Source organism: Nitratireductor soli (genome assembly GCF_001050155.1).
GTDB lineage: Bacteria > Pseudomonadota > Alphaproteobacteria > Rhizobiales > Rhizobiaceae > Nitratireductor > Nitratireductor soli.
Window position 1 is genome coordinate 1 of sequence record NZ_LFVY01000013.1, and the last position, 23,403, is coordinate 23,403.

The 23,403-nt window shown below is 64.7% G+C and carries 21 protein-coding genes; 9 read left to right on the forward strand and 12 right to left on the reverse strand.

Annotation, left to right across the window (positions count from 1 at the left end; all coding sequences use genetic code 11):
• Positions 1-197: 197 nt before the first annotated feature.
• A complete protein-coding gene (locus AB843_RS16610) occupies positions 198-1,406 on the reverse strand; it encodes a mandelate racemase/muconate lactonizing enzyme family protein (protein WP_048648008.1) in 1,209 nt (402 codons plus the stop codon).
• 10 nt (positions 1,407-1,416) lie between these two features.
• Positions 1,417-2,505, reverse strand: coding sequence for a Zn-dependent alcohol dehydrogenase (locus AB843_RS16615; RefSeq protein WP_206412913.1), 1,089 nt, complete (start codon positions 2,503-2,505; stop codon positions 1,417-1,419).
• Positions 2,506-2,687: 182 nt separating this feature from the next.
• Here AB843_RS16615 and AB843_RS16620 point away from each other — a divergent pair, with 182 nt between their 5' ends.
• On the forward strand, positions 2,688-3,077 hold the full coding sequence (locus AB843_RS16620; RefSeq protein WP_048648009.1) for an acyl-CoA thioesterase: 390 nt from the start codon (positions 2,688-2,690) through the stop codon (positions 3,075-3,077).
• Positions 3,078-3,080: 3 nt separating this feature from the next.
• Here AB843_RS16620 and AB843_RS16625 read toward each other — a convergent pair whose 3' ends face one another.
• The 5 genes from AB843_RS16625 to AB843_RS16645 all read right to left on the reverse strand — a co-directional run bounded on the left by AB843_RS16625 (position 3,081) and on the right by AB843_RS16645 (position 7,681).
• Positions 3,081-4,388, reverse strand: a complete 1,308-nt coding sequence (locus AB843_RS16625; RefSeq protein ID WP_048648010.1) for a hemolysin family protein — start codon at positions 4,386-4,388, stop codon at positions 3,081-3,083.
• Positions 4,389-4,449: 61 nt separating this feature from the next.
• Positions 4,450-5,295: an extensin-like domain-containing protein gene (locus AB843_RS16630; RefSeq protein ID WP_048648011.1), complete on the reverse strand. Its 846-nt coding sequence runs from the start codon at positions 5,293-5,295 to the stop codon at positions 4,450-4,452.
• 112 nt (positions 5,296-5,407) lie between these two features.
• A complete protein-coding gene (locus AB843_RS16635; RefSeq protein WP_048648012.1) occupies positions 5,408-6,223 on the reverse strand; it encodes an extensin-like domain-containing protein in 816 nt (271 codons plus the stop codon).
• 61 nt (positions 6,224-6,284) lie between these two features.
• On the reverse strand, positions 6,285-6,713 hold the full coding sequence (locus AB843_RS16640; protein WP_048648013.1) for a DUF3775 domain-containing protein: 429 nt from the start codon (positions 6,711-6,713) through the stop codon (positions 6,285-6,287).
• Between the two features lie 77 nt (positions 6,714-6,790).
• A complete protein-coding gene (locus tag AB843_RS16645) occupies positions 6,791-7,681 on the reverse strand; it encodes a DMT family transporter (protein ID WP_048648014.1) in 891 nt (296 codons plus the stop codon).
• A 244-nt stretch (positions 7,682-7,925) separates the two neighbouring features.
• Here AB843_RS16645 and AB843_RS16650 point away from each other — a divergent pair, with 244 nt between their 5' ends.
• Entirely contained in the window at positions 7,926-8,453 is a 528-nt protein-coding gene (locus AB843_RS16650) for a tetratricopeptide repeat protein (protein WP_048648166.1), read from the forward strand.
• A gap of 45 nt (positions 8,454-8,498) precedes the next feature.
• On the opposite strand, the gene AB843_RS16655 is transcribed toward AB843_RS16650, so the two are convergent.
• Positions 8,499-9,632, reverse strand: a complete 1,134-nt coding sequence (locus AB843_RS16655; RefSeq protein ID WP_048648015.1) for a PQQ-dependent sugar dehydrogenase — start codon at positions 9,630-9,632, stop codon at positions 8,499-8,501.
• A gap of 296 nt (positions 9,633-9,928) precedes the next feature.
• Here AB843_RS16655 and greA point away from each other — a divergent pair, with 296 nt between their 5' ends.
• The 4 genes from greA to AB843_RS16675 all read left to right on the forward strand — a co-directional run bounded on the left by greA (position 9,929) and on the right by AB843_RS16675 (position 14,064).
• Positions 9,929-10,402, forward strand: coding sequence for a transcription elongation factor GreA (gene greA, locus AB843_RS16660; RefSeq protein ID WP_048648016.1), 474 nt, complete (start codon positions 9,929-9,931; stop codon positions 10,400-10,402).
• 13 nt (positions 10,403-10,415) lie between these two features.
• Positions 10,416-11,513: a glycosyltransferase family 4 protein gene (locus tag AB843_RS16665; RefSeq protein WP_048648017.1), complete on the forward strand. Its 1,098-nt coding sequence runs from the start codon at positions 10,416-10,418 to the stop codon at positions 11,511-11,513.
• Positions 11,510-12,448 (forward strand): glycosyltransferase family 4 protein, encoded by a 939-nt coding sequence (locus AB843_RS16670; protein ID WP_048648018.1) that lies wholly within the window; start codon positions 11,510-11,512, stop codon positions 12,446-12,448. The genes AB843_RS16665 and AB843_RS16670 overlap by 4 nt, the downstream gene beginning before the upstream one ends.
• A 176-nt stretch (positions 12,449-12,624) precedes the next feature.
• Entirely contained in the window at positions 12,625-14,064 is a 1,440-nt protein-coding gene (locus AB843_RS16675; protein ID WP_048648019.1) for a glycosyltransferase, read from the forward strand.
• Positions 14,065-14,095: 31 nt separating this feature from the next.
• On the opposite strand, the gene AB843_RS16680 is transcribed toward AB843_RS16675, so the two are convergent.
• A complete protein-coding gene (locus AB843_RS16680) occupies positions 14,096-14,569 on the reverse strand; it encodes an Lrp/AsnC family transcriptional regulator (protein ID WP_048648020.1) in 474 nt (157 codons plus the stop codon).
• Positions 14,570-14,958: 389 nt separating this feature from the next.
• Between AB843_RS16680 and trxB the strand changes: the two genes are divergently transcribed.
• On the forward strand, positions 14,959-15,933 hold the full coding sequence (gene trxB / locus AB843_RS16685) for a thioredoxin-disulfide reductase (RefSeq protein WP_048648021.1): 975 nt from the start codon (positions 14,959-14,961) through the stop codon (positions 15,931-15,933).
• A gap of 76 nt (positions 15,934-16,009) precedes the next feature.
• Positions 16,010-16,900 carry a LysR family transcriptional regulator gene (locus AB843_RS16690; RefSeq protein WP_048648022.1) on the forward strand — a complete coding sequence of 297 codons (891 nt, stop codon included), beginning with the start codon at positions 16,010-16,012 and terminating at the stop codon, positions 16,898-16,900.
• 262 nt (positions 16,901-17,162) lie between these two features.
• Here AB843_RS16690 and AB843_RS16695 read toward each other — a convergent pair whose 3' ends face one another.
• The 3 genes from AB843_RS16695 to AB843_RS16705 form a co-directional block, all read right to left on the reverse strand.
• Positions 17,163-19,211, reverse strand: coding sequence for an elongation factor G (locus AB843_RS16695; RefSeq protein WP_048648023.1), 2,049 nt, complete (start codon positions 19,209-19,211; stop codon positions 17,163-17,165).
• 198 nt (positions 19,212-19,409) lie between these two features.
• Complete coding sequence (locus tag AB843_RS16700; RefSeq protein WP_048648024.1) at positions 19,410-20,945, reverse strand: putative bifunctional diguanylate cyclase/phosphodiesterase; 1,536 nt, start codon at positions 20,943-20,945, stop codon at positions 19,410-19,412.
• A gap of 135 nt (positions 20,946-21,080) precedes the next feature.
• Positions 21,081-22,283 (reverse strand): pyridoxal phosphate-dependent aminotransferase, encoded by a 1,203-nt coding sequence (locus AB843_RS16705; RefSeq protein ID WP_048648025.1) that lies wholly within the window; start codon positions 22,281-22,283, stop codon positions 21,081-21,083.
• A gap of 182 nt (positions 22,284-22,465) precedes the next feature.
• Between AB843_RS16705 and AB843_RS16710 the strand changes: the two genes are divergently transcribed.
• The gene (locus AB843_RS16710) at positions 22,466-23,401 is read left to right on the forward strand and encodes an EAL domain-containing protein (protein WP_048648026.1); all 936 of its coding nucleotides are present in this window, start codon (positions 22,466-22,468) and stop codon (positions 23,399-23,401) included.
• Positions 23,402-23,403 lie beyond the last annotated feature (2 nt).

A 23,403-nucleotide genomic window follows, 5' to 3' on the forward strand; every position in this document is an offset into this window, starting at 1 on the left:
AATCACAGTTCGAAGAGACAAGGATCCATTCCGGACCGGTCGATGATGACGCGGTCATCTTTTCTCCGGAAGCGGGCGGCAGGGTTGCGGATTGGCTCGGCGTGTTGACGTAATGATTCAGGTTTCTCATACGGTGAATCGCCCTGTAACCATAACCGTATGAAAGAACAGGGATACTTGCCGGCCAGGCTTGGCGCTCAAAGCGGCTCCTGGCTCATCTGCAGATGCAGGTCCGCCCCATTGTAGGGGTGTGCCTCGGCAACGGCCTCATCGAGTTCGACGCCCAGGCCAGGCTCCTTCGAGGGAATGACGTAGCCGTCTTCCCAGGCGATCTTCGTCTTCAACAGCGTTTCGTGAAAACCATCAAAGGTGCGGATGGCTTCAAGGATCAGGAAATTCGGCAATGTGGCGGCCAATTGAATGTTGGCGGCGGCGACGATCGGGCCGCAATAGCAATGGGGGGCAATCTGGATGTGATGCGCCTCGGCCATGGCGGCGATCTTCTTCGTTTCGAGAATGCCTCCCGAACGGCCGAGATTGGGTTGCAGCACGCCGGCTGCACCAAGCGCGATCAGGCGGGCGAACTCATACTTCGTCGTCAGCCGCTCGCCGGCGGCGATGGGGATCGACGTGCTGCGCGCCACCTCGGCCATCGCGTCGGGCATGTCGGGCGGCACCGGCTCCTCGAACCAGAGAGGATCATAGGGCTCGAGCGCACGGGCCATGCGCCTGGCGCCGGCCGGGGTGAACTGGCCATGCGTGCCGAACAGGATGTCGGCCGAGGCGCCGACGGCCTGGCGCACGGCCGCCACCATGCGCACGGAAAGGTCGATGTCGATCAGGCGCGGCTGTCGTCCGCCGAACACGGTGTAGGGGCCGGCGGGATCGAACTTGATGGCGGTGAAACCCTGCGCCACGCAGGCGCGCGCCGCCTCGGCGGCAAGTTCGGGATCGTTGTAAACATTGCGCAGGCTGTCGGTTTCACCGGGATAGACGCTGCCGGTCGCCGGATAGAGATAGGTGTAGCTGCGCAGCCGCTCATGCACCATGCCGCCGAGCAGCTTGTAGACCGGCTTGTCCGCCTCCTTGCCGATGATGTCCCAGCAGGCCATTTCCAGTGCCGAGACGCAACCCATCAGGGTTGGATCGGGACGCTGGCTGAAGCCGGAGGAATAGGCGCGGCGAAAGAAGGTCTCGATGTCGTGCGGGTCATGGCCGATCAGGTAGCGTTCGGCGACATCCTCGATCAGCCTTGCCGTCAAATGCGCTCCGAACGCTGTGGCATAGGCTTCGCCATAGCCGATCACGCCGCCATCGGTGACGAGCTTGACGAAGATGAAATAGCGGCCGCCGGCCTGCGGCGGCGGATTTGCGGTGACGAAGGTTTTTACCTCGTTGATTTTCATTGGGCGATCTTCATTCGAAGACCAGGACGTTGCGCAGGGCCCGCCCTTCCTTGACGGCGGCGATGGCCTCGTTGATCTCCTCCAGCCTGTAGCGGCGGGTGATCAGCTGGTCGAGTTTCAGGCGGCCCTTCCGATAATGGTCGACAAGGATCGGGATATCGTGCGCGATGCGCGCCTCGCCCATCTTCGAGCCGATGATCTTCTGGTTCCAGGCGGCGAGCTTGCCGGGATCATAGGGGATGCGCACGCCATTGGGCGGCATGCCGACGACGATCACCGCGCCATTCTTGGTGATGTAGCGCGGCGCGCCGGCGAGTGCGGCCTCGACGCCGACCGTGACGAAGACGAAATCGACGCCGCGCCCCTGGGTGAGGCGCTTGATCTCCTTCGCGTGATCGGCATCGGCGGGGCTGAAGCCATGGGTGGCGCCGAACGCCTCGGCGGCGGCCAGCTTGTCCGGGCTGAGATCGATGGCGATGACCGGGCTGGCGCCAGCAAGTGCGGCGCCCTGAATGCTGTTCAGGCCGACGCCGCCGCAGCCGATCACGACCACCGACTGACCGGGCGCGACCTTGGCCGTGTTGGCGACGGCGCCATAGCCGGTGATGACGCCGCAGGCGAGCAGCGAGGCGACGTCGAAGGCCATGTCGGCGGGGATCGGCGCGAGCTGGCTTTCGTGGACAACCACCTTCTCGGCGAAAGCGCCGGTGCGCAGACCCTGCTCGCAGGCTTCGCCATTGTTGAGGGTGAGCGGGCCCTTCTGGTCGAGCGGAAAGACTTCCTCGCACATGACGAGGCTGTGGCGGACGCAATAATGGCAGTGGCCGCAGGAGCGGATCAGCGTGACGATCACGTGGTCGCCGGGTCTGGCCGCCTGGACGCCGGGGCCGACGCCGGTGACGATGCCGGCGGCCTCATGGCCATAGACGGCGGGTAGCGCGCCGCCCCAATCGCCGTCCGCATAGGAAATGTCGGAGTGGCAGATGGCGCAGGCCTTCACATCGACCAGCACCTCGCCGGGGCCGGGCGCCGCGAGTTCGAGCGTTTCGATGCTGAGGGGGCGGCCGAATTCCCGGCACAGGGCGGCTTTGATCTGCATGAAGGCCTCGCTGGTATGGCAGGGAAGGGGATTTAAGCCGCAAAATCGGCTTGGTAGCAATGCAAAGCCGACATCGATCAGCAGACATGCGCCAACCGCAGGTTTGCCATGCGCCAGGCTTTGTTGACGCCGGACGGGACGGGGGCTACGCCGGAGGAACAACAACAGGGGAACCGACCGCCATGAACGAACAAACCGCCCGGCCATCCGGCGACCTGACGCTGCGCACCCAGGCCATGCCCGGCGACGCAAACGCGGCCGGTGATATCTTCGGCGGCTGGGTGATGGCGCAGATGGATCTGGCGAGCGGCATCCGCGCCGCCGAGCGGGCGCGCGGACGCGTGGTCACAGCTGCGGTGAAGGAAATGGCGTTCGCCAAGCCGATGAAGGTCGGCGACACGCTGTGTGTCTATACCCGCATCGACAGCGTCGGCCGCTCCTCCATCATGCTGAAAGTCGAAGCCTGGGCGCAGCGCTACCTGTCGCAGACGATGGAGATGGTGACCCATGCCGATTTCATCATGGTGGCGCTCGACGCCACGGGCAAGCCGACGCCGGTGCCGCCAGAGTAACCGTCAGCCATCGCGTGTCGTTATCGGAGCCTCGACCTTCGAGGCCAGCACCCGGTCGATGCGGCGGTTGTCGAGGTCCATGATCTCGAAATGCCAGCCCATCGCGCCGATGCTCTCGCCAGTCTTCGGCAGCCTGTTGAATTCGGCGAGCAGAAAACCCGCCAGCGTCGTGTAGGTGTGCTCGGGCGGCAGGGTGAAGCCGAGGTGATCGGCCATCTCGTCGGCCGGCATGGAGCCCGGCAGGAGCCAGGAGCCGTCGGCGCGCTCGACAATATCGCGTTCGCCGTCTTCGGCGTCGGCGTGGAACAGGCCGGCGATGGCTTCGAGAATGTCGGAGGGCGTGATGATGCCTTCGAAATGACCGTGCTCGTCATGCACCAGCGCCATCGGCATCGCGGCCTCGCGCAGCACGGAAAGAACGTCGAGCGCGGCGGCGAAATCGTGCACGACGGGCGCCGGCAGCACATGGGCGCGAATGTCGAGTGGCTTGCCGGAGAGATTGGTGGCCAGGAGATCGCGCAGCTTGACGATGCCGACGATTTCATCGACCGACCCGTCGCCGGCCGGCAGCAGCGAATGGCCGGACTCTTTCAGGGCCTCGGCCAGCGCGTTTTCGTCGGCCGAGATGTCCAGCCAGTCGACGTCGCCGCGCGGCGTCATGATGGCGCGCGCCTTGCGGTCGGCGAGCCGCATCACGCCGGCGATCATGCGGCGCTCGTCGCTTTCGATGGTGCCGGAGCTTTCCGCCTCGGCGATCAGGGTGCGGATCTCCTCGTCGGTGACGCGCTGGCTGGATTCGGCGCTCTGGCCGAGCAGCGCCAACAGGGTGCGGCCGGAGATGTCCAGCAGCCAGACCAGCGGCAGGCCGATGCGCGACAGGAACACCATGACCGGCGCGACCTTGATGGCGATGCCCTCGGCATTCTTCAGGGCGATCTGCTTCGGTACCAGCTCGCCGACGATCAGCGAGACATAGGTGATCAACGCGACGACGAGGCCGACGCCGGCCAGGTTGGCGATGTTGGGCGCCATGCCCTGGAGGATCAGCCAATCGGAAAGGCGCGTGCCGAGGGTCGCGCCGGAAAACGCGCCGGAAAGCACCCCGACCAGCGTGATGCCGATCTGTACGGTCGACAGGAAGCGACCGGGATCTGCCGACAGGGCCAGCGCGCTGGCGGCGCCCCGCTGTCCCTGCTCGGCGCGTGACCTCAGCCGCGCCGGTCGGGCCGAAACGACGGCGAGCTCCGACATGGCCATGAAGCCGTTGAAGACGATGAGGACGAACAGGATGAGGATTTCGACGAACAGCATGGTTGCTCTTTAGCATCCGCTACGTGGCGGCGCGACCCTGCACGACCCTGCCGGTGTGATTCTATTTGCAGGCGCGGTAGCCGTTGCGGCGACCCTTCAGGTCAAAATGGAAATGATTGCGGTGGTCGTAATTGTAGCCGGGGCCAAGCACGGTGGTGAAATAGTCGCAGCCTTCGGCCCGCACCGAGTTCAGCAGGCCGCGCTGGCGGAAGGCGAAGAAGCCGGGTTTGCGCACGTCGATCTCGCGGCCGTTCTTCAACTCGACGCTCATCACGTCGAGCGCGTTGCCCTTCGAATGCTCCGAGGCGACGCTGGTTCCGGCGATGCGGCGGCAGGAATAGCTCGATCCCTGGCGGATCTTGCCGATGCCGGTGAAATAGCGGGTGCGCGCGGCGGGCGCCAGTTCGTTCTTCGTCCAGCGGGCGAAAGTCTCGGCCATCTGGCAGTTCAGCGTTGCCGGAGGCGACATGGCGATGCCGCCGGAAAGGCCGCTGACCTCGACGGGCCAATCGATGCCGCACGAGCCGCCATCGTTGATCGGAGCGAGGTCGCGATAGGCGACGCCGAGCCGTTTCAGGCGGCGGCGGCAGGCGACCTCCTCCTGCGGCATGACGGCGGCGGCGCCGGGTTCCTGCGGCGGGGTGAAGCGCGGATAGGCGACCATCATGGGATTGGACGGAACCAGCGCCTGCATGCCTTGCGCGGGGACGGGCGCCGGCGGGGCGGGCGCAATTCGGGCCACGGGCACGGCGGCGGTGCTAAAGCCGACATCGATGTCGGGGCGGGGCGACATCACATCGCTGACCGAGCAGGCGGAGAGGGCAAGAAATGCCGCCGAGACCAGCGCCACGCGCAAGCCGCCGCGCCACGCCGGAACCGACCGGTTCCCGTCAAGCCTTCCCACCATAAGCTGCTCCCGTCGACCCACGACCTTCCAGAGAGAGGAACAATCCTAGTCTGACAGGGGTAAAGGAAAGGTCAGCGGCGGGATTCAGACCTGTGGCGCGAATGCGGCGGGTTTACCGGCAGAAAGCATGGTCGTTGCGGCGCGCCTTCATGTCGAGATGGAAATGGTCCCCGTGGTCGGCATCGCTGCCGGGGCCGAGCACCGTCTTGAACGGCCCGCAGGCGGCGGCGCGAAACGCATCGAGGAACTTTGCCGCTTTGCCGTTCGGGTCCTTCTGTACCTCGACCGGCACTTGGGTGCCGTCGGTGAGGGTGAAGACGCCAATGTCGAAGGCGTTGCCGAATGCATGCTCGGAGAGCTTTTGCGTGCCCCGGCGCGGACGGCAGACATAGGCGGAGGCATGGTGGACGGAGTGCAGTGCCTGGCCCAGGTGCCGCTTGGCGAGGGATGGGGCCTGATCGACGAAGAAACGCGCCAGCGCCAGGGCCGTGCGGCAATTGACCAGCGCCTCCGGCTCGAGCGCAATGGTCCTCGACAGGCGCCTGATGATGATCGGATGGGGGATGGCGCAGCCGTCCGCTTCCGCGATGGGGGCCTTGTCGGTGAAATCGATGCCGAGCGCGGTCAGCGCCGCTCGGCAGGTGCGCTCCCGCTTTGGCAGGCCCGTGGATTTTCCCGGCGCCGGCGGTTTCGGTTCGGCCTCCGGCGGCTCCTTTGGTCGTTCGGGCCGCGGCGTCGGGATCGGCACGGGAACCGACAGTTCCGATTGGCGGAGTTCTCCGCGCAGGGTTGGAACGGGTGGATGCGCCGGTAATTCGCCGCTGCGGTGCTGGCCTTGCCCGGCATGTGCGGCGAGAGGGATGGCGGCAAGGAGGGTTGCGAGGATCGCAGGCCCGATCAGCCGCGACGCCAGATGATGATCGGTCATCGCGGTTGTTTGACGGAAACGATTCTGATGGGGAAATAAGGCCCTGGCAGCGGCATGCGATTCAGGAAACGACGATCGAATCGAGCCCGGCGTCGAGCCAGTCACCGAGCATCGGCATGCCGAGAAGATAGGCGGCGACGCGTTTGTTGCCGTGCTGGCGGGCCTCACTGACGGCGTCGGTCCATTCGGTCAGCTCATAATCGCCGCGGCCGATCCAGGCGATGGCGATCAGTTCGGCGGCCTCATCGACATTCAGATCGGCAACCAGTTGGCGGAATTCCTCCTCGGTGAGGTTCTCTTCCTCTTCCTCGGCAAGCCCGTCATGCTGGTGCTTGTCCTCGGCATTCCCGTCGATTTCGATCTCGTGTTCCTTGCCGTCCTCGTAATCGTCGCTGACGGCGGCGCTGATGGCGCGTGCCTTCAGTGCCAGAAGGCGGACGGTATCGGGGCCGATCGTCAGGTCCCATTCCTTTTCGACGGGTTTCTGCACGTCTGTTCCTCCGTCAGTGTCGCCGGCATCTTAGCGCAGAACGGGGCAAAGTGGAGACGGCTTTGTTGGGGATCGGCTCAGGACGCTGTGCGGCGACGCGCGCGCCACGCCGGCACGATCTCAACCGCCAGTATGGCCGCGAAGATCAATCCGCAACCGGCCAGGCCGGCCGGTGGAAGCCGTTCGCCGAGGATGAGGGCGCCGAACAGGGCGGCGAAGACCGCCTCGGTGGACAGGAAGATGGCTGCCTGCGGCGCCGTCGTATAGCGTTGGCCGATCACCTGAAGCGTGAAGGCGATGCCGCCCGAGAAGATGCCGGCATAGAGGATTTCCGGCAGGGCAAGGCGGATCGCTGCGATATCGATCGGCTCGATGGCCACGGCGATGACCAGCGCCAGGACCGCCGTGACGGCGAATTGCGTGACGGCCAGCGTCACGGGACGGCCGGTGCTGTTGGCGCTGCGGGCGATCATGATCACCTGCAGGGCCCAGAACGCGGCGCAGACGATGGTCAGCCAGTCGCCCGGCTGAAAGACGACATTTCCGGCGCCCGACAGGAGCCAGATGCCGGCCAGCGCCGACAGGGCAGCCGGCCAGACCACGCCATGCGGCCATTGACGGAACAGGATGACGGCGAGAAACGGCACCATCACCACGTACAGCCCGGTCAGGAAGCCGGAATTGGTGACCGTCGTCGTCAGCAGGCCGATTTGCTGTGCCGTCATGCCGGCAAACAGCAGCAGGCCGATGGCGGCGAAGTTGTGCCAATCGCGGCGCGTCAGGGTCGCCGGGCTACGGCGCGCCTCCCAGATGGCGAAAGGCAGCATGGAGATGCAGGCAATGGAAAAGCGCAGGCCGATGAACAGGAGCGGCCCGATAACGCTCATCGCCGTCGACTGGGCGACGAAGCCCATGCCCCACATGGCGCCGGCAATAAGCAACAAGAGATTGGCCTGGAAGCGGGTCATCGTGGAGGGAGAGCCGGGCTGGTGATGATCCGTCCGTCTTAAAGCGGCGCGTCAATGGCGGCAAGGGGGCAGGCAAGGGGGGCAGGCAAGGGGGGCAAGGGGCGCTGCACGAGGCTCGGCCTCCGGCGTTTCACACGAATGTGATGTTTGCACCCGGCGCGGACGCCGTAGGTTATGCCGGGAAATGAAGAAGATGGGCCGGCACGCACCAATATCGCGTGTGGCCCAACCGGAGGAAACCCACATGACTGCGATCAAGAGAATTCTCGCCGTTGCGGTTCTCGTCGTGCCGTTCAGCGGCGCGCCGGCGCTGGCAGCCGGCGGCGACAGCACGTCGACCGAGATCAAGTGCACGGGCGGCAAGGTGCTGGACCAGAAGACGAAGAAATGCGTCGATCCCCAGGAAAGCAGGCTCGACACGGAAAGCCTCTACCAGGCAGGCAGCGCGCTGGCCAAGGCCGGCCGCTTCGGCGAGGCGATCAGCGTGCTGAGCCTGGCGGTCGACCGCGGCGATCCGCGCGTGCTCAACTATCTCGGATACGCGCACCGCATGCAGGGGCGGGTGGTGGTCGGCCTCGGCTACTATCAGGAAGCGCTGGCCATCGACCCCGATTTCGCCCTGGCGCGCGAGTATATGGGCGAAGCCTATCTGCAGATGGGCGATGTGGCCTCGGCGCGCGGCCAGCTCGGCGAGATCGCCAGGCGATGCGGCGCCGATTGCGAGGAATATGCCCAGCTCGCCGAGCGGATCGACGCCTTCGAAAAGGGCTGACCGCCCGCCACGAAACCCGGGCGGGCAAGGGCCGTCGCCGACAGCCTATTCGGCGCGCGAAATGCGGATGATCGCGCCGTCGCGCTCATCGGTCAGAAGCCAGATCGCGCCATCGGGCGCGATGCCGACATCGCGGATGCGCCCGAACGCGCCCGCGAACAGACGTTCCTCGCCGATGATCGCGCCCTCGGCATCGCGGTCGAGCCTGGCCACCAGATGGTATTTCAGCGCGGCGACAAGGAAATCGCCCTGCCATTCGGGGAACATTGCGCCCTCGTAGACGGCGACGCCGGACGGCGCGATCGACGGATCCCAGTAATACGCCGGTTGCTCATAGCCCTCAGCTTCGCTTCCCAGGCCGATCTTCAGGCCGCTATAGTGGCGGCCGTAGGAGATGACCGGCCAGCCATAGTTCCTGCCCGCCTGCGGCCGATTGACCTCATCGCCGCCGCGCGCCCCGTGCTCGACGGTCCAGATCGCCTGGGTCAGCGGGTCGAACACGGCGCCCTGCGGATTGCGATGGCCGACCGACCACAGCTCGGGTGCGGCGTCTGAGCGGCCGACAAACGGGTTGTCCGGCGGTACGCTGCCATCGGGATTGATGCGCAGGACGGAGCCGGCATGGTCGGTCAAATCCTGGGCGCGGTTGTCCTCGCCACGGTCGCCGATGGTGAAGAACAGCGTTCCATCGGGATGGACGACGATGCGCGAACCGAAATGATGGCCGGCATTCGTCTTGCGGTTCATAGTGAAGATGGTGGTGGTGTCTTCCAGCCGGGCGCCGGCCGCGTCGCGGACCAGCCTGGCGCGGGCGATCGCCGTGCCGGCACCGGCCTCGCCGGGTTCGGAATACGACAGGAAGATGGTGCCGCTGTCGGCGAAGTCCGCGGCGAGCGCCACGTCGAGCAGGCCGCCCTGGCCGACCGCGGCCACGTCGGGAACACCGGCAATGGGATCGGAGAGCGCACCGGCGGCAAACAGCCGCAACCTGCCGGCCCGCTCGGTGACCAATGCGCCGCCATCGGGCAGGAAGGCCACCCCCCAGGGGTTCTCCAGACCACGCACCAGCGTTTCGGCGTTAAGGGTGACGGCTTGTGCCTTGAACGTCTGGGCGGCCGGAGCATTTGCCGCGCTGGCTGCAAGCGCTGCAAAAGCGGTCGCGATAATCGTCATTCTCATCGATTGCGCCTCGTTGGAAATCCTCGTCGAAGATAGGTGCCTGGCGCGACAGGGCAAGGCCGAGGCCGCTTTGATTGTCGCGACCGATCGCGCGGGGGGCGCATGGCGCAGAAAAATTTAGATGAAAATCGCCACGGGCTTGTTATATTTACAGGAGTCATACGAAACGGTTCCGTAGGCAGAGGCTTTCGGACCGTTTCTTTTTATGTCTGCAGTGGCGATCAGGCGATGCTCCAAATGCGTGCTGCGCCATTGGTTGCATGCGTGCTGTCTCCAGGTCTGGAAGGTGAACTGAAATGAACAAGGTCCCGATGACGTCCGCCGGATCCGTGGCGTTGAAGGAAGAGCTGCGCTGGCGCCAGCAGGAAGAGCGGCCGCGCATTATCGAGGCGATCGCCGAGGCGCGCGCCCATGGCGACCTTTCGGAAAACGCCGAGTATCATGCCGCCAAGGAGGCCCAGAGCCTGAATGAAGGGCGGGTCGGTGAGCTCGAGGACCTGATTGCGCGCGCCGAGGTGATCGATGTCAGCAAGCTTTCCGGCGACACGATCAAGTTCGGTGCGACCGTGATGCTGGTCGATGAGGACACGGAAGAGAAAAAGACCTACCAGATCGTCGGCGACCAGGAGGCCGATGTGAAAGCGGGCCGCATCTCCATTTCCTCACCCATTGCGCGGGCGCTGATCGGCAAGGCCGTCGGTGAAACCATCGAGGTGAACGCACCCGGTGGCGCGCGTGGCTATGAGGTCGTCGAAATCCGCTACGGCTGACGGCCGGTCCGTCATGCCCAGCGCGGCGCGTCCAACCGAAAGCACCGGGCCGCGCCGCGTCAGGGACGTGGAGGTCATCGCCCCCAATTTCAAAAGGCGCTTGTCCGGCGTCACCAGCACCATCGTGCAATTGGTGCCCGAGCAGCAAAAGACACTTGGCATCGCCACGCTGGGCCCCGGCCTGCCGAAGGGGCTGCCCCAGCTTGGCTGGTGGCAGGTGCCGGGGCTGCTTGCGCGGCCTGCGGGACGGCCGTTCCGCATCTGGCATGCCAGGCGCAACACGGAGATGCTGGCCGGCGTCGTTCTCAAGCATATTCTACGCGCGCCGGTGAAGCTCGTCTTCACCTCGGCGGCGCAACGCCGCCATTCGCGCTACACGAAATGGCTGATCCGCCGCATGGATGCGGTGATCGCCACCAGCCGGCGCTCGGGTTCGTTTCTCGATGTGCCGCACACGGTCGTCATGCATGGTGTCGACGTGACGCTGTTTCGTCCGCAAGATCACGATATGCGGGATGCGGGCGATGGCTGGGCGGCGGCGGGGCTGCCCGGGCGCCATGGCATCGGCTGTTTCGGCCGCATCCGGCACCAGAAGGGCACGGATCTGTTTGTCGCGGCGATGATCGACCTGCTGCCTGATTTTCCCGACTGGACGGCGGTGGTGCTGGGGCGCGTGACGGCGGAGAACAAGGGGTTTGCCGATGCGCTCCGCCGGCGGATCGACGAGGCCGGGCTGTCGGACCGGATCGTCTTCATGGGCGAGGTGCCCGATGTCAAACCCTGGTACCGGCGGATCGATCTCTATGTCGCCCCCTCGCGCAATGAGGGGTTCGGCTTGACGCCGCTCGAGGCGATGGCGTCGGCCACCGCCGTTGTGGCGAGCGATGCCGGCGCCTATGGCGAGATGATCCAGCCCGGCCGGACCGGCGCGGTGGTTGCCGCCGGCGATGGCGCGGCGCTGACGGCGGCTATCGGCGCGTATCTGGCAAGGCCGGAACTGGCGTGCGCGCACGGGCAGGCAGGGCTCGGCCATGTGCGGGCGCAGTTCGCGCTGGCACGCGAGGCCGAGGGGGTGCGGGCCGTCTACGACGCGCTGTGGGCTTCGGCATGAGCCACGCCATCATCATCGCCCGCGACAATGCCTACGGCCTGACCCGGGACACCGCCATCTTGCAAGAGGCGCTGGAGGCATCCGGCCTGACCGTTTCGACGGCGACGCCCCGGCGCGGCTTGATCGACCGCTTCTTCGGCGGCAGGCAGGCGGATATGGCGATCCACATGGAGCGCGTCTTTCCCACCTGGCTGAACGGCGCGCGGCGGACGATCCTGATGCCGAACCAGGAACGCTTTCCGCGCCGGCATCTTCGCCGGCTGAAGCATGTCGACCTGGTGCTTGCCAAATCACGGCACGCGGAGGCGATCTTTTCCGATCTCGGGGTCGAGACCGCCTATTGCGGCTTCACCTCGCCGGACCGGTATCGGGCCGATGTGGAAAAGGATTGGAAGCGTTTCTTCCATCTGGCTGGCGGCAGCACGTTGAAGGGGACGGAGGACATTCTCGCCTTGTGGGCAAGGCATCCGGAATGGCCGGAACTGGTGCTGGTGCAGAAGGCCGACAATGCGCCGAAATCAGTGCCGGGGAATGTCCGGCTGCTGGCCGGCTACACCGATGATGCGACCCTCAGGCAATTGCAGAACGCCTGCGGCATCCACCTTTGCCCCTCGCGCTCGGAGGGGTTCGGGCACTACATCATGGAGGCGATGTCGTGCGCCGCCGTGACCATCACCACCGACGCACCGCCGATGAACGAGCATGTGACGGCGGAAACCGGCATTCTGGTGCCCCATGCCCGCAGCGAGCCCCGGCACCTGGGGATGAACTATTTCGTTGACGTGGACGCCCTGGAAGCGGCGATCGAACGGGCGATGGCGATGACGGAGGGTAAAGCGCGCACCATCGGCGAGCGAGCGCGGGCGGCTTATCTTGCGGCAAAGCATGATTTTACAGCTGCGGTGCGAACGATGTTTTCTCGCCAGCCATCTTGATTTCACGATGGCCGATGTGGAAAGCGGGCTGTCTTCCGTCAATGCGGCGGGAGATGTACGTTCTTCCGTCTTGAAGGGTACTGCGACCGAAGGCCGACATAATCGATTGCTTGTTTGAAACTTCGCTGGAACTCGCGTCGAAACCGTTGGTACCGCGACCAGCCCGAGAAAGTTGAATGACGAATTCCGCGCCTGACGTTGCTGAAAAAGTTTGGATCGATGTGACAGGGATTGTCCGTTGGGGCGCGCAGCCGCCGACGGGGATCCAGCGCGTCGAGGCGACGATCTGCCGGCACGCGATGGAAACCGCTGCGGCGGGTTTTGTTCTTTTCGACACGGTCAGCAATCGCTATCGCCGCCTGTCGAAGAGCGAGGCAGCGTTCCTCGACTATGTCTTGAAAGGGCGCTGGCCGTCCGATGGCGCACCGTATCTGGAACGGCTGAAGGGGGCGTTCGCCCATCTGCCGGTGCAACTTTCGCACCAGGACAATGAAACAGCCCGCCGGTTGGCTTATGCGGTCAGTGGGTTTTCCCGGCGCTCGGGGGCGGTCTTTTCGATTGCCAAGCTGGTGTTGCGCCTCCTTCTCTGGCTGTGTCTGGCGATCCGCATCGTTTGGGTCTGGCTGGCGATCGGCGTGCGGCTTGTCACGGGGCGCTCGGAGAAATGGGCGCCGGACGGGGCCGTCGTGCTCGTTTCCCATGAGGTGGCGCGCAACCGTTTCCTCAACGGCGCACAGAAGCGGGCTGGACTGGCTGCGGTTCACATCGTTCACGATCTCATTCCCGTGATGCAAAGCAGGCTGACGTCAAAGCGGTTTACCGGCGGCATGCGGATGTTTCTCGACAGGATTTTTCGCGCGCCCGAGCCGATCATCGCCGTTTCCGAAGCGACGCGAAACGATCTGATCGCCTGGAACCGCGATGTCGTTGGTGCCGCTTATCCCTATCGGATCAAGGTCTGCCCGCTCAGCTCAGCACTGGTGTCGACGGACCGTGACAGCGATCCTGTTCCCGGCCTGTCCGGCCGCCCCTTTGCCGTCTTCTGCTCGACCTTCGACATCCGCAAGAATCATCACCTGCTGGTTGCCGTATGGGCCTGGCTCGCGCGCAATATCGGCATAGAGCGCTTGCCGGACCTGGTCCTGATCGGCCGGCGGGGGAACGCTTCCGGGCTCGTGCAGGACGAATTGGCGAAGGCGCCGGAGCTTGCAGGACGCGTGCACATCCTGTCGGGCATCAGCGACAGGCAATTGAGGTGGGCCTACCAGAACGCTTATCTGGGGCTGTTTCCATCGAGCGCCGAGGGCTGGGGGCTGGGGGTCTCGGAATGCCTGGCGAACGGACTGCCGGTGGTGCATGCGGATGTGCCCTCCCTGAGGGAAGCTGCCCAGGACCTGATGCCGGTTCTGCCGGCGGGAGATTTTGATGCCTGGGCATCGACGCTGAAAGACCTGTTCGAGAATGCGCCGAAAGTCGAGGCCCTGCGCCAGGTGGTGGCGGAGCGATACGACCAGGGGACGCCGGAAGGGTTTGCCGGTTGCGTGATCGATTATCTGAAAGTGCTGGCGGAGCGCGGGTTCGATGCCGCCCGGGAAGAGGGCAAGCCGGCAGCATAGGCCGGATTCACGTCCTGTTGTCGGCCGTCCGTCAGTCGACGGCGACCAGGCCCTCATCCTTGACCTGGCGGATCGTCAGCGCCGTGCGCACCGTGTCGACATTGGGTGACGAGGTCAGCTTTTCGATGACGAAGGTCTGGAAGGTGGTCAGGTCGGTCGCGACGCAGTGGAGCAGGAAGTCGGAATCGCCCGAAACCATCCAGGCGCGCCGGACGATCGGCCAGGCGCGGGTCAGTTCGGCGAAATTCTTCAGTTCCGCATCCGATTGGTAGTGCAGGCCGATCAGGCAGAAGGCGACGACATCATAGCCGAGCGCCGGCGAGTTCAAAAGCGCGCGATAGCCCTTGATGATGCCGTTGTCCTCGAGCCGCTTGACCCGGCGCAGACAGGGCGGCGCCGATATGCCGACGCGGCGCGACAATTCGACATTGGTCATCTTGCCATCGGCTTGAAGCTCGCGAAGAATCTTCCAGTCGATAGCATCAAGATCGGCCTTGAGCGGCATCGTCGTCCCTATTCTTGTTGCTGGCGCGCGAGAATCTGTCGCTGGCGCAACCCGAAACTAGGCCAACCGCGCTCACAAGCCAAGCAAAGCGCGCGCCGACCGTCCTCTATATCCACCGTGATTAGTTGGGCTGGACCACGGCATATTGCTGCCAGCGGCAATCGGTAGCTGTTGGAAACCTATTCCTCGCCTTGCGCAAACGGGTGGTGAATACTTAGATCATGTTTCCGGTTCGCCCGGATGGCGGTTCGCAGGAGCCGCCGTCGGGAAAACCATCGGAGCATGCCGGGCGTTGTCACCGGCAGGCTGCGGCGGAAACGGAATTTGCCGGCGGCGTCGCCTGAATGCGGTTGCCCGGCTGCTTGGCCAGGAAGAAAGGACCCAGTCTCATGTCACGTCGTCACGCGCCCGTTCTCATCATCGGATCGGGGCCGGCCGGTTATACAGCGGCAATCTATGCGGCGCGCGCCATGTTGAAACCGCTGCTGGTCGCCGGGCTGGAGCAGGGCGGCCAGCTGATGATCACCACCGATGTGGAGAATTATCCGGGCTTCGCCGAGCCGATCCAGGGGCCCTGGCTGATGGAGCAGATGCGCGCCCAGGCCGAGCATGTCGGCGCCGAGATCGCCAGCGACCTGATCGTCGAGGCGGATGTTTCCCAGCGGCCTTTCCGGCTGAAGGGTGATTCGGGCACGGAATACACCTGTGACGCGCTGATCGTCGCCACCGGCGCCAAGGCGAAATGGCTCGGGCTTCCCTCCGAGCAGGCTTTCATGGGCTTTGGCGTCTCCGCCTGCGCCACCTGCGACGGTTTTTTCTATCGCGGCAAGGATGTCGCCGTCATCGGCGGCGGCAACACGGCGGTCGAGGAAGCGCTTTATCTGTCGAACCTGGCGAAATCCGTGACGCTGATTCATCGGCGCGATTCACTGCGCTCTGAACGGATCCTGCAGGAACGCCTGCTGGCCAAGGAGAATGTGACGGTGCTTTGGGATACGGTGATCGACGAGGTCACCGGAATGCCGGCCAAGCCGCCCATGCCGCCGTCCGTCACCGGCATCCGCGTGAAGAACATCAACACCGGCGAGAGCAGCGACCTGGCGGTCGATGGCGTGTTCGTGGCGATCGGCCACGCACCGGCGGTCGAATTGTTCGTCGGCCAGCTGAAGCAGAAGCCGAACGGCTATCTGTGGACCCGTCCGGGCACGACGGAAACGGATGTGCCGGGCGTGTTCGCCGCCGGCGACGTGGCCGACGACATCTACCGGCAGGCGGTGACCGCGGCCGGGCTGGGCTGCATGGCGGCGCTCGAAGCGGAAAAATATCTGGCCGGCCTCGAAACGCAAAGAGAGGCGGCCGAGTAAAAAAGGGAACAAACGATCATAGAGGCGATACACGCCTCATATACGGGACACACGCCTGACAGAGGAGAACGAGGCGTTGGACTGGGATAAACTCAGGGTTTTTCACGCCGCCGCAGAGGCCGGCTCGTTTACGCATGCCGCCGAAACGCTGCATCTATCGCAGTCGGCCATTTCGCGGCAGGTCAGCGCGCTGGAGCTGGAGGTGGGCGTGCCGCTGTTCCACCGGCATGCGCGCGGGCTGGTGCTGACCGAGCAGGGCGAGATGCTCTACCGGACGGCGCATGACGTGCTGATGCAGCTGGAAAGCGTGCGCGTGCGGCTGACGGAGGCCAAGGACCGCCCGTCGGGCCTGCTGAAGGTTTCGACGACGGTCGGCCTCGGCACGGGATGGCTGACCGAGCGGCTGCCGGAGTTCGTCGAGCTGTTTCCCGACATCCAGCTGCAACTGATCCTCGACAATGAGGAGCTGGACCTGACCATGCGGCAGGCCGACTGCGCCATCCGCATGCGCCAGCCGCAGCAGCCGGACCTGATCCAGCGCAAGCTGTTTACCGTGCATTTCCATCTTTTCGCCTCGCCCTCCTATGTGAACCGCTACGGCAAACCGGTTTCGATCGGCGATCTCGACGAACACCGCATCGTCACGTTCGGCGAGGCGGTGCCGGCGCATCTGAGCGACATGAACTGGCTGGAGACCGCCGGACGGCCCGAAGGATCGAAGCGAATCGCTACGCTGCAGATCAACAATATCCTGTCGATAAAGCTCGCGGTGCAGCGTGGAGCGGGCATTGCGATGCTGCCTGACTACATGGTGGGCAAGAGCAACGACCTCGTGCAGCTGATGCCGGAGACCGCCGTGCCCTCGTTCGACACCTATTTCTGCTATCCGACCGTGATGAAAAACCAGGCCAAACTCCATGCTTTCCGGGACTTTTTGATCTCGAAGTCGCGCAGCTGGGCGTTCTGATCGGGGCATTGCCGGCAGACATATGCATTGGCATGCATTTTTGCATGGGTGAGTTGCAAAAACATGTGGTTGTTATTTGGGCTGCTATTGCCCATATCAAAGGCACTCCCGGGGGCGTTCTCCTCCCATTTGCCCCCGCGAGTGTTCCCCTCTGGAGGTTTCGCCTTAATTGGCACTTCCAATGACTTGAGCCGGATCTTCGCGATCCGGCTTTTTTTTGCTTCGGCTCCCCGGTCAGAGCGGAGTGGAGCGCCAACCGGCTTCAGGCGGCCTTGCCGTGCCCGTTCATCGCTTCATCCGCCAGCCTGCCGGTGAGCTCGGCCATATGGTCGAACCTGGCGCGGTAGCTGGCGACACCAGCGGTTGCCGAACGCAGTTCGATGATCAGATTGCCGGTTTCAGATTCCGGCATCATCGCTTCCACCACATCCCAGCCGGACCAGCCGGGGCGGGCATCGAAGCCGAGAATTTGCCCCCGCCGCTGTGAAACGATGGCCGTGATGCGGGCCGTGGCGTCGGAGGGCGTGTAAATCTCAACCTTGAGAACGGGTTCGAGCAGAACCGAGGAGCAGCCGGGCAGGCCTTCCTTCATCGCCAGCCGGCCGGCGAGCTGGAACGCCATGTCGGAGGAATCCACCGTATGGTAGGAGCCGTCCGACAAATTGACCGCCAGATCGACGACGGGGAAGCCGAGGGGGCCGCATTTCAGATAATCGCGCACGCCGGCCTCGACCGAGGGAATGTACTGCTTCGGCACCACGCCGCCGGTGATGGTGTCGGTGAATTCGAAGCCGGAGCCGCGGGGCAGGGGGCGGATATCGATGACGACGTCGCCGAACTGGCCGTGCCCGCCCGACTGCTTCTTATGGCGGCCGCGCTGCGTGGTGCCTTTGCGGATCGTTTCGCGATAGGGGATGCTGGGGGCGCCGACATCGACCGGAATCTGGTATTTTCCCTCCAGCCGCTCACGGGTGACGCGCAAATGCATCTCTCCATGGCCCGAAAGAACGGTCTCGCCGGTTTCCTGGCGTTGTTCCAGGGCAAGAGACGGGTCTTCCTCGATCAGTTTCTGCAGGGCGAGCGACAACTTCGCCTCGTCCTTGCGTTCGCGCGGGCGCAGCGCTGCCGCATAGACCGGTTGCGGCGGTTCGAGGGCGGCGAGCGGCGCAAGCGCCGTCTTGCCGCTGGTCAACGTGTCGCCGGTGCCGACACCGTCGAGCTTGCCGAGCGCGACGGTTTCACCGGCGTCGGCCCGGGCGCGCTTGGTCTGGCCGGTGCCGAGAAGGTCGTAGAGACCGGACACCTTTGCGCTGGCCCCGTCGCCGCGTAATTCCGTGGCGTCGGTGAGCGTGCCGGCCAGAACACGGGCGACCGACAGTTTTCCGCCATGCGGCGTGTGGATGGTCTTGACCACCTGAACGACGGTATCCCCGGTGTCCTTCAGGCCGAGCCGTGCGCGGGTCGCGACCACGTCAGGCGCGTCGTGGCGGATCGCCTTCAGAAGGCGCAAGATGCCGTGGCCCTTCTCGGCGGAACCGATCAGCACGGGCGTCACCGCGCCGTCGCGCAGGTCGGCGGCAAGGTCGTCGAACACGGCGTCGCGCGGCGGTTCGATCTCCTCCAGCAATTGTTCCATCAGCGCGTCGTCATGGTCGGCAAGCGTTTCCAGCATCGAGAAGCGGGCCTCGACCTCGCGCGCCTTGTCATCGTTCGGAATGGGGGCGATCTCGCTGGCGGCGTGCTCGCGGTAGACGTAGGCGCGCTCCAGGGCCAGGTCGATGGAGCCCATGACGATGCCGTCCTGGCGCAATGCTATCTGGCGCAGGAGCAGGGGGGCGGCGCTGGCCGGCTGGAGCATCTTCAGCGTGTCGCGCACGCCCAGGGCGGCGTTCTCGATCTTGTTCAGGAACAGCATGCGCGGAATGCCCAGCGCATCGAGCTTGTGCAGGATCAATTGCAGTGCGGCGATCTTCTTGTCATCCGGTTCCGTCACCACCACGGCGAGATCGGCGGCGGCCAGAACAGGATCGGCCTCGAAGGCGAACTCGACCGAGCCGGGGCAATCGACGAAGGTCAGGCTTTCATCCATGAAGCGGGTCGTGGCGACGGTCGCCTCGGTGCTCATCTGGTGCGCCTTGGCTTCAGCCGAGTGATCGCCGACCGTGTTGCCGGAACCGGTCCTGGCCTGTTTGGCGATGGCGCCGGTGCGCTCCAGTATGGCTTCCAGAAGGGTTGTCTTGCCGCTGGCGAACGGACCGATAATGGCGATGCATTTCGGTCCGCTGCTTCTGTCTCCTGCACGTTTTCCCATGCCTGCCGGCCTCCTCTCACGCGTTTCCATGAGCGGCGGCCGGCCCTGCGGCCGTCGCGCGGTCACGGCGCGGTGCGGATGGCCCGGGACGCTGTTCGGCCCCGATAGAGATCCGTACGCGGCATCCAATGCCGATGCGCCGTCTTTCCCCGGAAAACATCGTCACACGGCTTGGGCTTTTGGGCAAGAGGCGGGGCCTCAGGCGATGAGGGCGAGCGGTGGCTTTGCAGTTTCGCGCCGCAGTTCATCGGCGGAGGCAAGCGGGACGGGCCTGCCGAGCAGGAAACCCTGGAAGCGGTTGCAGCCGGCGGCGCGCGCCAGCTGGAATTCCATCTCGGTCTCGATGCCCTCGGCGACGATCGTCAACCCCTGGATGCGGGCGATCTGGGTAAGCGCGGAGACGAACACCTGGGCGATGCGGTCGTCGCCCAGATTGCGGATGTAGCTGCGGTCGATCTTGATGGAATCGATGGGCAGCGTCTTGATGTAGTTGAAGCCGCAATGGCCGGTGCCGAAATCGTCGAGCGCCACGTGGAAACCCATGGCGCGCAGCTTTTCGATGCGGCCGATGATTTCCGGCGTGGCGGCCGTGGCGACCGTTTCGGTGATTTCGAGGATGAAGTGCCCGGCGCTGTTGCCGGTTTCGTCCAGCACGCGGGCGAGCATCTGCACCAGCCCGTCGCGCTTCAACTGTTCGCCGGATATGTTGATGCTGATGCGGCAGTCCGCAAAATGATCGATGTCCCGGCACGCGCGGCGGAACACCCATTCGCCCAGCAGGTCGATCAGGCTCGACCGCTCGGCGATCGGAACGAATTCGCCCGGCGAGATCATGCCGCGCGCCGGATGCCGCCAGCGCACCAGGCCCTCGACGGCAAACCGCGAGCGGTCGGCATTGGTCACCGGCTGGTAGTGCAGTTCCAGTTCGTTGAGGTAGATTGCGGCGCGCAGCTCACGCTCCATGAAGCGGCGCTGGCGCTTCTCCGACAGCATGTCGGGATCGAAGACGGTGACGCGACCGCGCCCGGCGCCCTTGCTTTCGTAAAGGGCAAGGTCGGCCAGGAGAGGCAGTTCCTTGGCGCTGCTGGCGTGCTGCGGGGCGACGGCGATGCCGATCGATGCGCTGAGGGGCACCTGGTGACCCTCGCTGGAACGGCCACGCTGCAGCATGGCGAGCAGTTTTTCGGCGCGCGTGCGGCAGCGATCGAGGTCGTTGCCATGCATCAGGATGGCGAATTCGTCGCCGCCCAGCCGGCCGATCGTGCAATCGGGGAAGCAATGACGGGCGCAGGCGACCAGATGCGCCAGCGCCTCGTCGCCGAACTGATGGCCGAAACCGTCATTGAGCTGCTTGAAATGGTCGACATCGACGAGCATCAGCATGATGCGGCGCGGCTTGGTCAAGGTGCCGACGCTGGCGGTCAGCTCGTCGAGAAAGCGTCCGCGCGTCAGGGCGCCGGTCAAGAGATCCGTCTCGGTGAGTCTGTGCCGCTGCGCTTCGACATGGGCGGCGCGGCGCAGGCGGTCGGTGACGCTGCGCTTGAGGTAATCGAGGAGCGCCACGCCGGCCAGGGTCAACGCCAGGCAGACGATCATCAGCCAGCCGGTGACGGCATTTTCCCGTGGCGCCAGGAAGAGGGCCAGAGCAGCCATCGCCGTGCCCGAGACAAGAAGCGATTGAACGCCAATGTAAACCGGGCCGCCATGTTTATGGACGGTGGCGAGAATGCTCATGCCCCCACTTGCTCCTCGAATCCTTTGATAAGGACAAAACAGGATCAAATGTTAACGGGGCGTTAAGACTGTTGCGCCGGCCCGAAAATCAGAATCGATTTTCGCGGCGCAACAGTTTTTCAAGTTCGGATACGTCTATTTGAGCGAGGCGGTGAAGCGCTGGATGCGTTCGCAAGCCTGTTCGAGCAGCGTTTCCGACGTGGCATAGGAGATGCGGAAATTCGGCCCGAGGCCAAAGGCCGATCCATGCACCACGGCGACGCCCTCGGCCTCGAGAAGCTCGGAGACGAAATCCTCGTCACCGCCGATCACCTTGCCCGAAGGCGCTGTCTTGCCAACCAGCTCGGCGCAGGACGGGTAGACGTAGAATGCGCCTTCCGGCACCGGGCAATCGATGCCACGCGCCTGGTTGAGCATCGAGACGACGAGATCGCGGCGGCCCTGGAAGATCGCCTTGTTCCTGGCGACGAAATCCTGTGGACCGTTGAGCGCCTCGACCGCCGCCCATTGGGCGATGCTGCAGGCGCCCGAGGTCTGCTGCCCCTGGATCATGTCCATGGCCTTGATCAGCTCGATGGGGCCGGCCGCATAGCCGATGCGCCAGCCGGTCATGGCATAGGCTTTCGACACGCCGTTCATGGTCAGCGTGCGGTCGATCAGTTTCGGCTCCACCTCGGCGATGGTGTGGAACTTGAAATCGCCATAGGTCAGGTGCTCGTACATGTCGTCGGTCAGGACCCAGACCTGCGGATGGGCAAGCAGCACGTCGGCCAGGGCGCGCAGCTCGTCCTTGGTGTAGGCGGCGCCCGACGGGTTGGACGGCGAGTTCATGATCAGCCATTTGGTCTTCGGCGTGATCGCCTTTGCGAGCGCTGCGGCCGTCAGCTTGAAACCATTGTCGATGGTCGTCTCGGCAAACACTGGCGTGCCGCCGCACAGCGACACCATTTCGGGGTAGCTGACCCAGTAGGGGCGCGGGATGACCACTTCGTCGCCGGCATTCAGCGTCGCCATCAGCGCGTTGAACAAGACCTGCTTGCCGCCCGTGGCGACGATCGTCTGCTTCCAGTCATAATCGAGATTGTTCTCGCGCTTGAACTTGGCGGCAATGGCCTCGCGCAGCGGCTGGATACCGGAAACCGGCGTGTATTTGGTTTCCCCGCGCCGGATGGCGTCCATGGCGGCGTTCTTGACATTGTCCGGCGTGTCGAAATCCGGCTCGCCCGCGCCAAGCCCGATGATGTCGCGGCCCTGGTTTTTCAGTTCGCGTGCCTTCTGGGAGACCGCAATGGTCGCAGAGGGTTTTACGCGTGAAAGTGCGTCGGCGAGGAAAGCCATGATGGAAGCTCCGGTTCCGGTGAGATTTACGCTGTGTCCAGCGTCGCCTTACATGTCCGATCGCGCGGAAAATCGCAAGATGCAACCCATATCCGGCGGTTGAACCAGACCGTTAACGGCCAATAAAGGCGTTCAATGCCAGTCTGCCGGCGATTGATTCACGGCGATTGAGGAAGCGTAGCATGCCGCGCAGCATCGGCCTGGCCCACATCATCCGCCAGCCGGACGGCACGGCTGTCGGCGTATGGGGCGCATATACGCTGAAAAGCGCCTTTCAGCCGATCTTCTCGTTTCGCGAGGGCAGGCTCCTGGCAACGGCCTATGAAGGGCTGGCGCGGCCGTTTCGCGACGGACAGCCGGTGTCGCCCGGCATCTTCTTTTCCAGTGTGCCGGAGGTCGACCGGTTTCACGTCGAAACCCTGGCGCGGACCCTGCATCTGCTGAACGCGGGTGCGGCGGCCAATTCGGGGCTCGATCCGGAGGCCTCGCTGTTCGTCAATTTCGACCCTTCCCATTTCACCGATGCGGCCGCCGCTAAAAGCGCGCTGCGCGACACGCAGATCGTTCTCAACGAGGCGGGCATCGAAGCGGGGCGCGTCGTCTGTGAAATCACCGAGCAGGAGACCCGCTCGGATGCAACGCTGCTCGATTTCGTCATGGCGCTGAAGGCCTTCGGCCACCGGGTCGCGGTCGACGACTACGGCGCCGAGAGTTCGGACATGCGGCGCATCGAGGCGCTGGGTCCCGACATCGTCAAGTTCGACGGGGAATGGACCGGGCGGCTGCTCGGGTCCGCTCCGGGGCTGGCGCTGTTGACCGACATGGTTCGCGCCTTCGCGAAACAAAACATACGGACGGTTTTCGAGGGCATCGAAAACGGCCATCAGGTGGAGCTTGCCGAACAGTGCGGCGTGTCGATGGTGCAGGGTTTCGCGCTGGCCCGACCGCAATTGGCGCCGACGGCGTTCAACGAATTCAAGATGGCACGCGAAACCGTGCGCCGCGAGATGCTGGCGCGCCCGGCCCTGGCAGCAGCGGTGCGCGACGAACCGGAAGCACCGGTGTCGCAGCCGCAGACCGGGCGTTCGGGTCGCGTGTTCGGCCGGCGCGGAGCCTGAGG

Excerpts from the sequence above, each read along its gene's own strand:
- AB843_RS16710 (WP_048648026.1), top strand. The coding sequence starts at position 22,466 with ATGCCGCGCAGCATCGGCCTGGCCCACATCATCCGCCAGCCGGACGGC.
- AB843_RS16680 (WP_048648020.1), bottom strand. The coding sequence starts at position 14,569 with ATGCCGCTCAAGGCCGATCTTGATGCTATCGACTGGAAGATTCTTCGC.
- greA (WP_048648016.1), top strand. The coding sequence starts at position 9,929 with ATGAACAAGGTCCCGATGACGTCCGCCGGATCCGTGGCGTTGAAGGAA.
- AB843_RS16705 (WP_048648025.1), bottom strand. The coding sequence starts at position 22,283 with ATGGCTTTCCTCGCCGACGCACTTTCACGCGTAAAACCCTCTGCGACC.
- AB843_RS16645 (WP_048648014.1), bottom strand. The coding sequence starts at position 7,681 with ATGACCCGCTTCCAGGCCAATCTCTTGTTGCTTATTGCCGGCGCCATG.
- AB843_RS16665 (WP_048648017.1), top strand. The coding sequence starts at position 10,416 with ATGCCCAGCGCGGCGCGTCCAACCGAAAGCACCGGGCCGCGCCGCGTC.
- AB843_RS16625 (WP_048648010.1), bottom strand. The coding sequence starts at position 4,388 with ATGCTGTTCGTCGAAATCCTCATCCTGTTCGTCCTCATCGTCTTCAAC.
- AB843_RS16675 (WP_048648019.1), top strand. The coding sequence starts at position 12,625 with ATGACGAATTCCGCGCCTGACGTTGCTGAAAAAGTTTGGATCGATGTG.
- AB843_RS16700 (WP_048648024.1), bottom strand. The coding sequence starts at position 20,945 with ATGAGCATTCTCGCCACCGTCCATAAACATGGCGGCCCGGTTTACATT.
- AB843_RS16615 (WP_206412913.1), bottom strand. The coding sequence starts at position 2,505 with ATGCAGATCAAAGCCGCCCTGTGCCGGGAATTCGGCCGCCCCCTCAGC.
- AB843_RS16630 (WP_048648011.1), bottom strand. The coding sequence starts at position 5,295 with ATGGTGGGAAGGCTTGACGGGAACCGGTCGGTTCCGGCGTGGCGCGGC.
- AB843_RS16650 (WP_048648166.1), top strand. The coding sequence starts at position 7,926 with ATGACTGCGATCAAGAGAATTCTCGCCGTTGCGGTTCTCGTCGTGCCG.
- AB843_RS16655 (WP_048648015.1), bottom strand. The coding sequence starts at position 9,632 with ATGAGAATGACGATTATCGCGACCGCTTTTGCAGCGCTTGCAGCCAGC.
- AB843_RS16610 (WP_048648008.1), bottom strand. The coding sequence starts at position 1,406 with ATGAAAATCAACGAGGTAAAAACCTTCGTCACCGCAAATCCGCCGCCG.
- AB843_RS16620 (WP_048648009.1), top strand. The coding sequence starts at position 2,688 with ATGAACGAACAAACCGCCCGGCCATCCGGCGACCTGACGCTGCGCACC.
- AB843_RS16635 (WP_048648012.1), bottom strand. The coding sequence starts at position 6,223 with ATGACCGATCATCATCTGGCGTCGCGGCTGATCGGGCCTGCGATCCTC.
- AB843_RS16670 (WP_048648018.1), top strand. The coding sequence starts at position 11,510 with ATGAGCCACGCCATCATCATCGCCCGCGACAATGCCTACGGCCTGACC.
- AB843_RS16695 (WP_048648023.1), bottom strand. The coding sequence starts at position 19,211 with ATGGGAAAACGTGCAGGAGACAGAAGCAGCGGACCGAAATGCATCGCC.
- trxB (WP_048648021.1), top strand. The coding sequence starts at position 14,959 with ATGTCACGTCGTCACGCGCCCGTTCTCATCATCGGATCGGGGCCGGCC.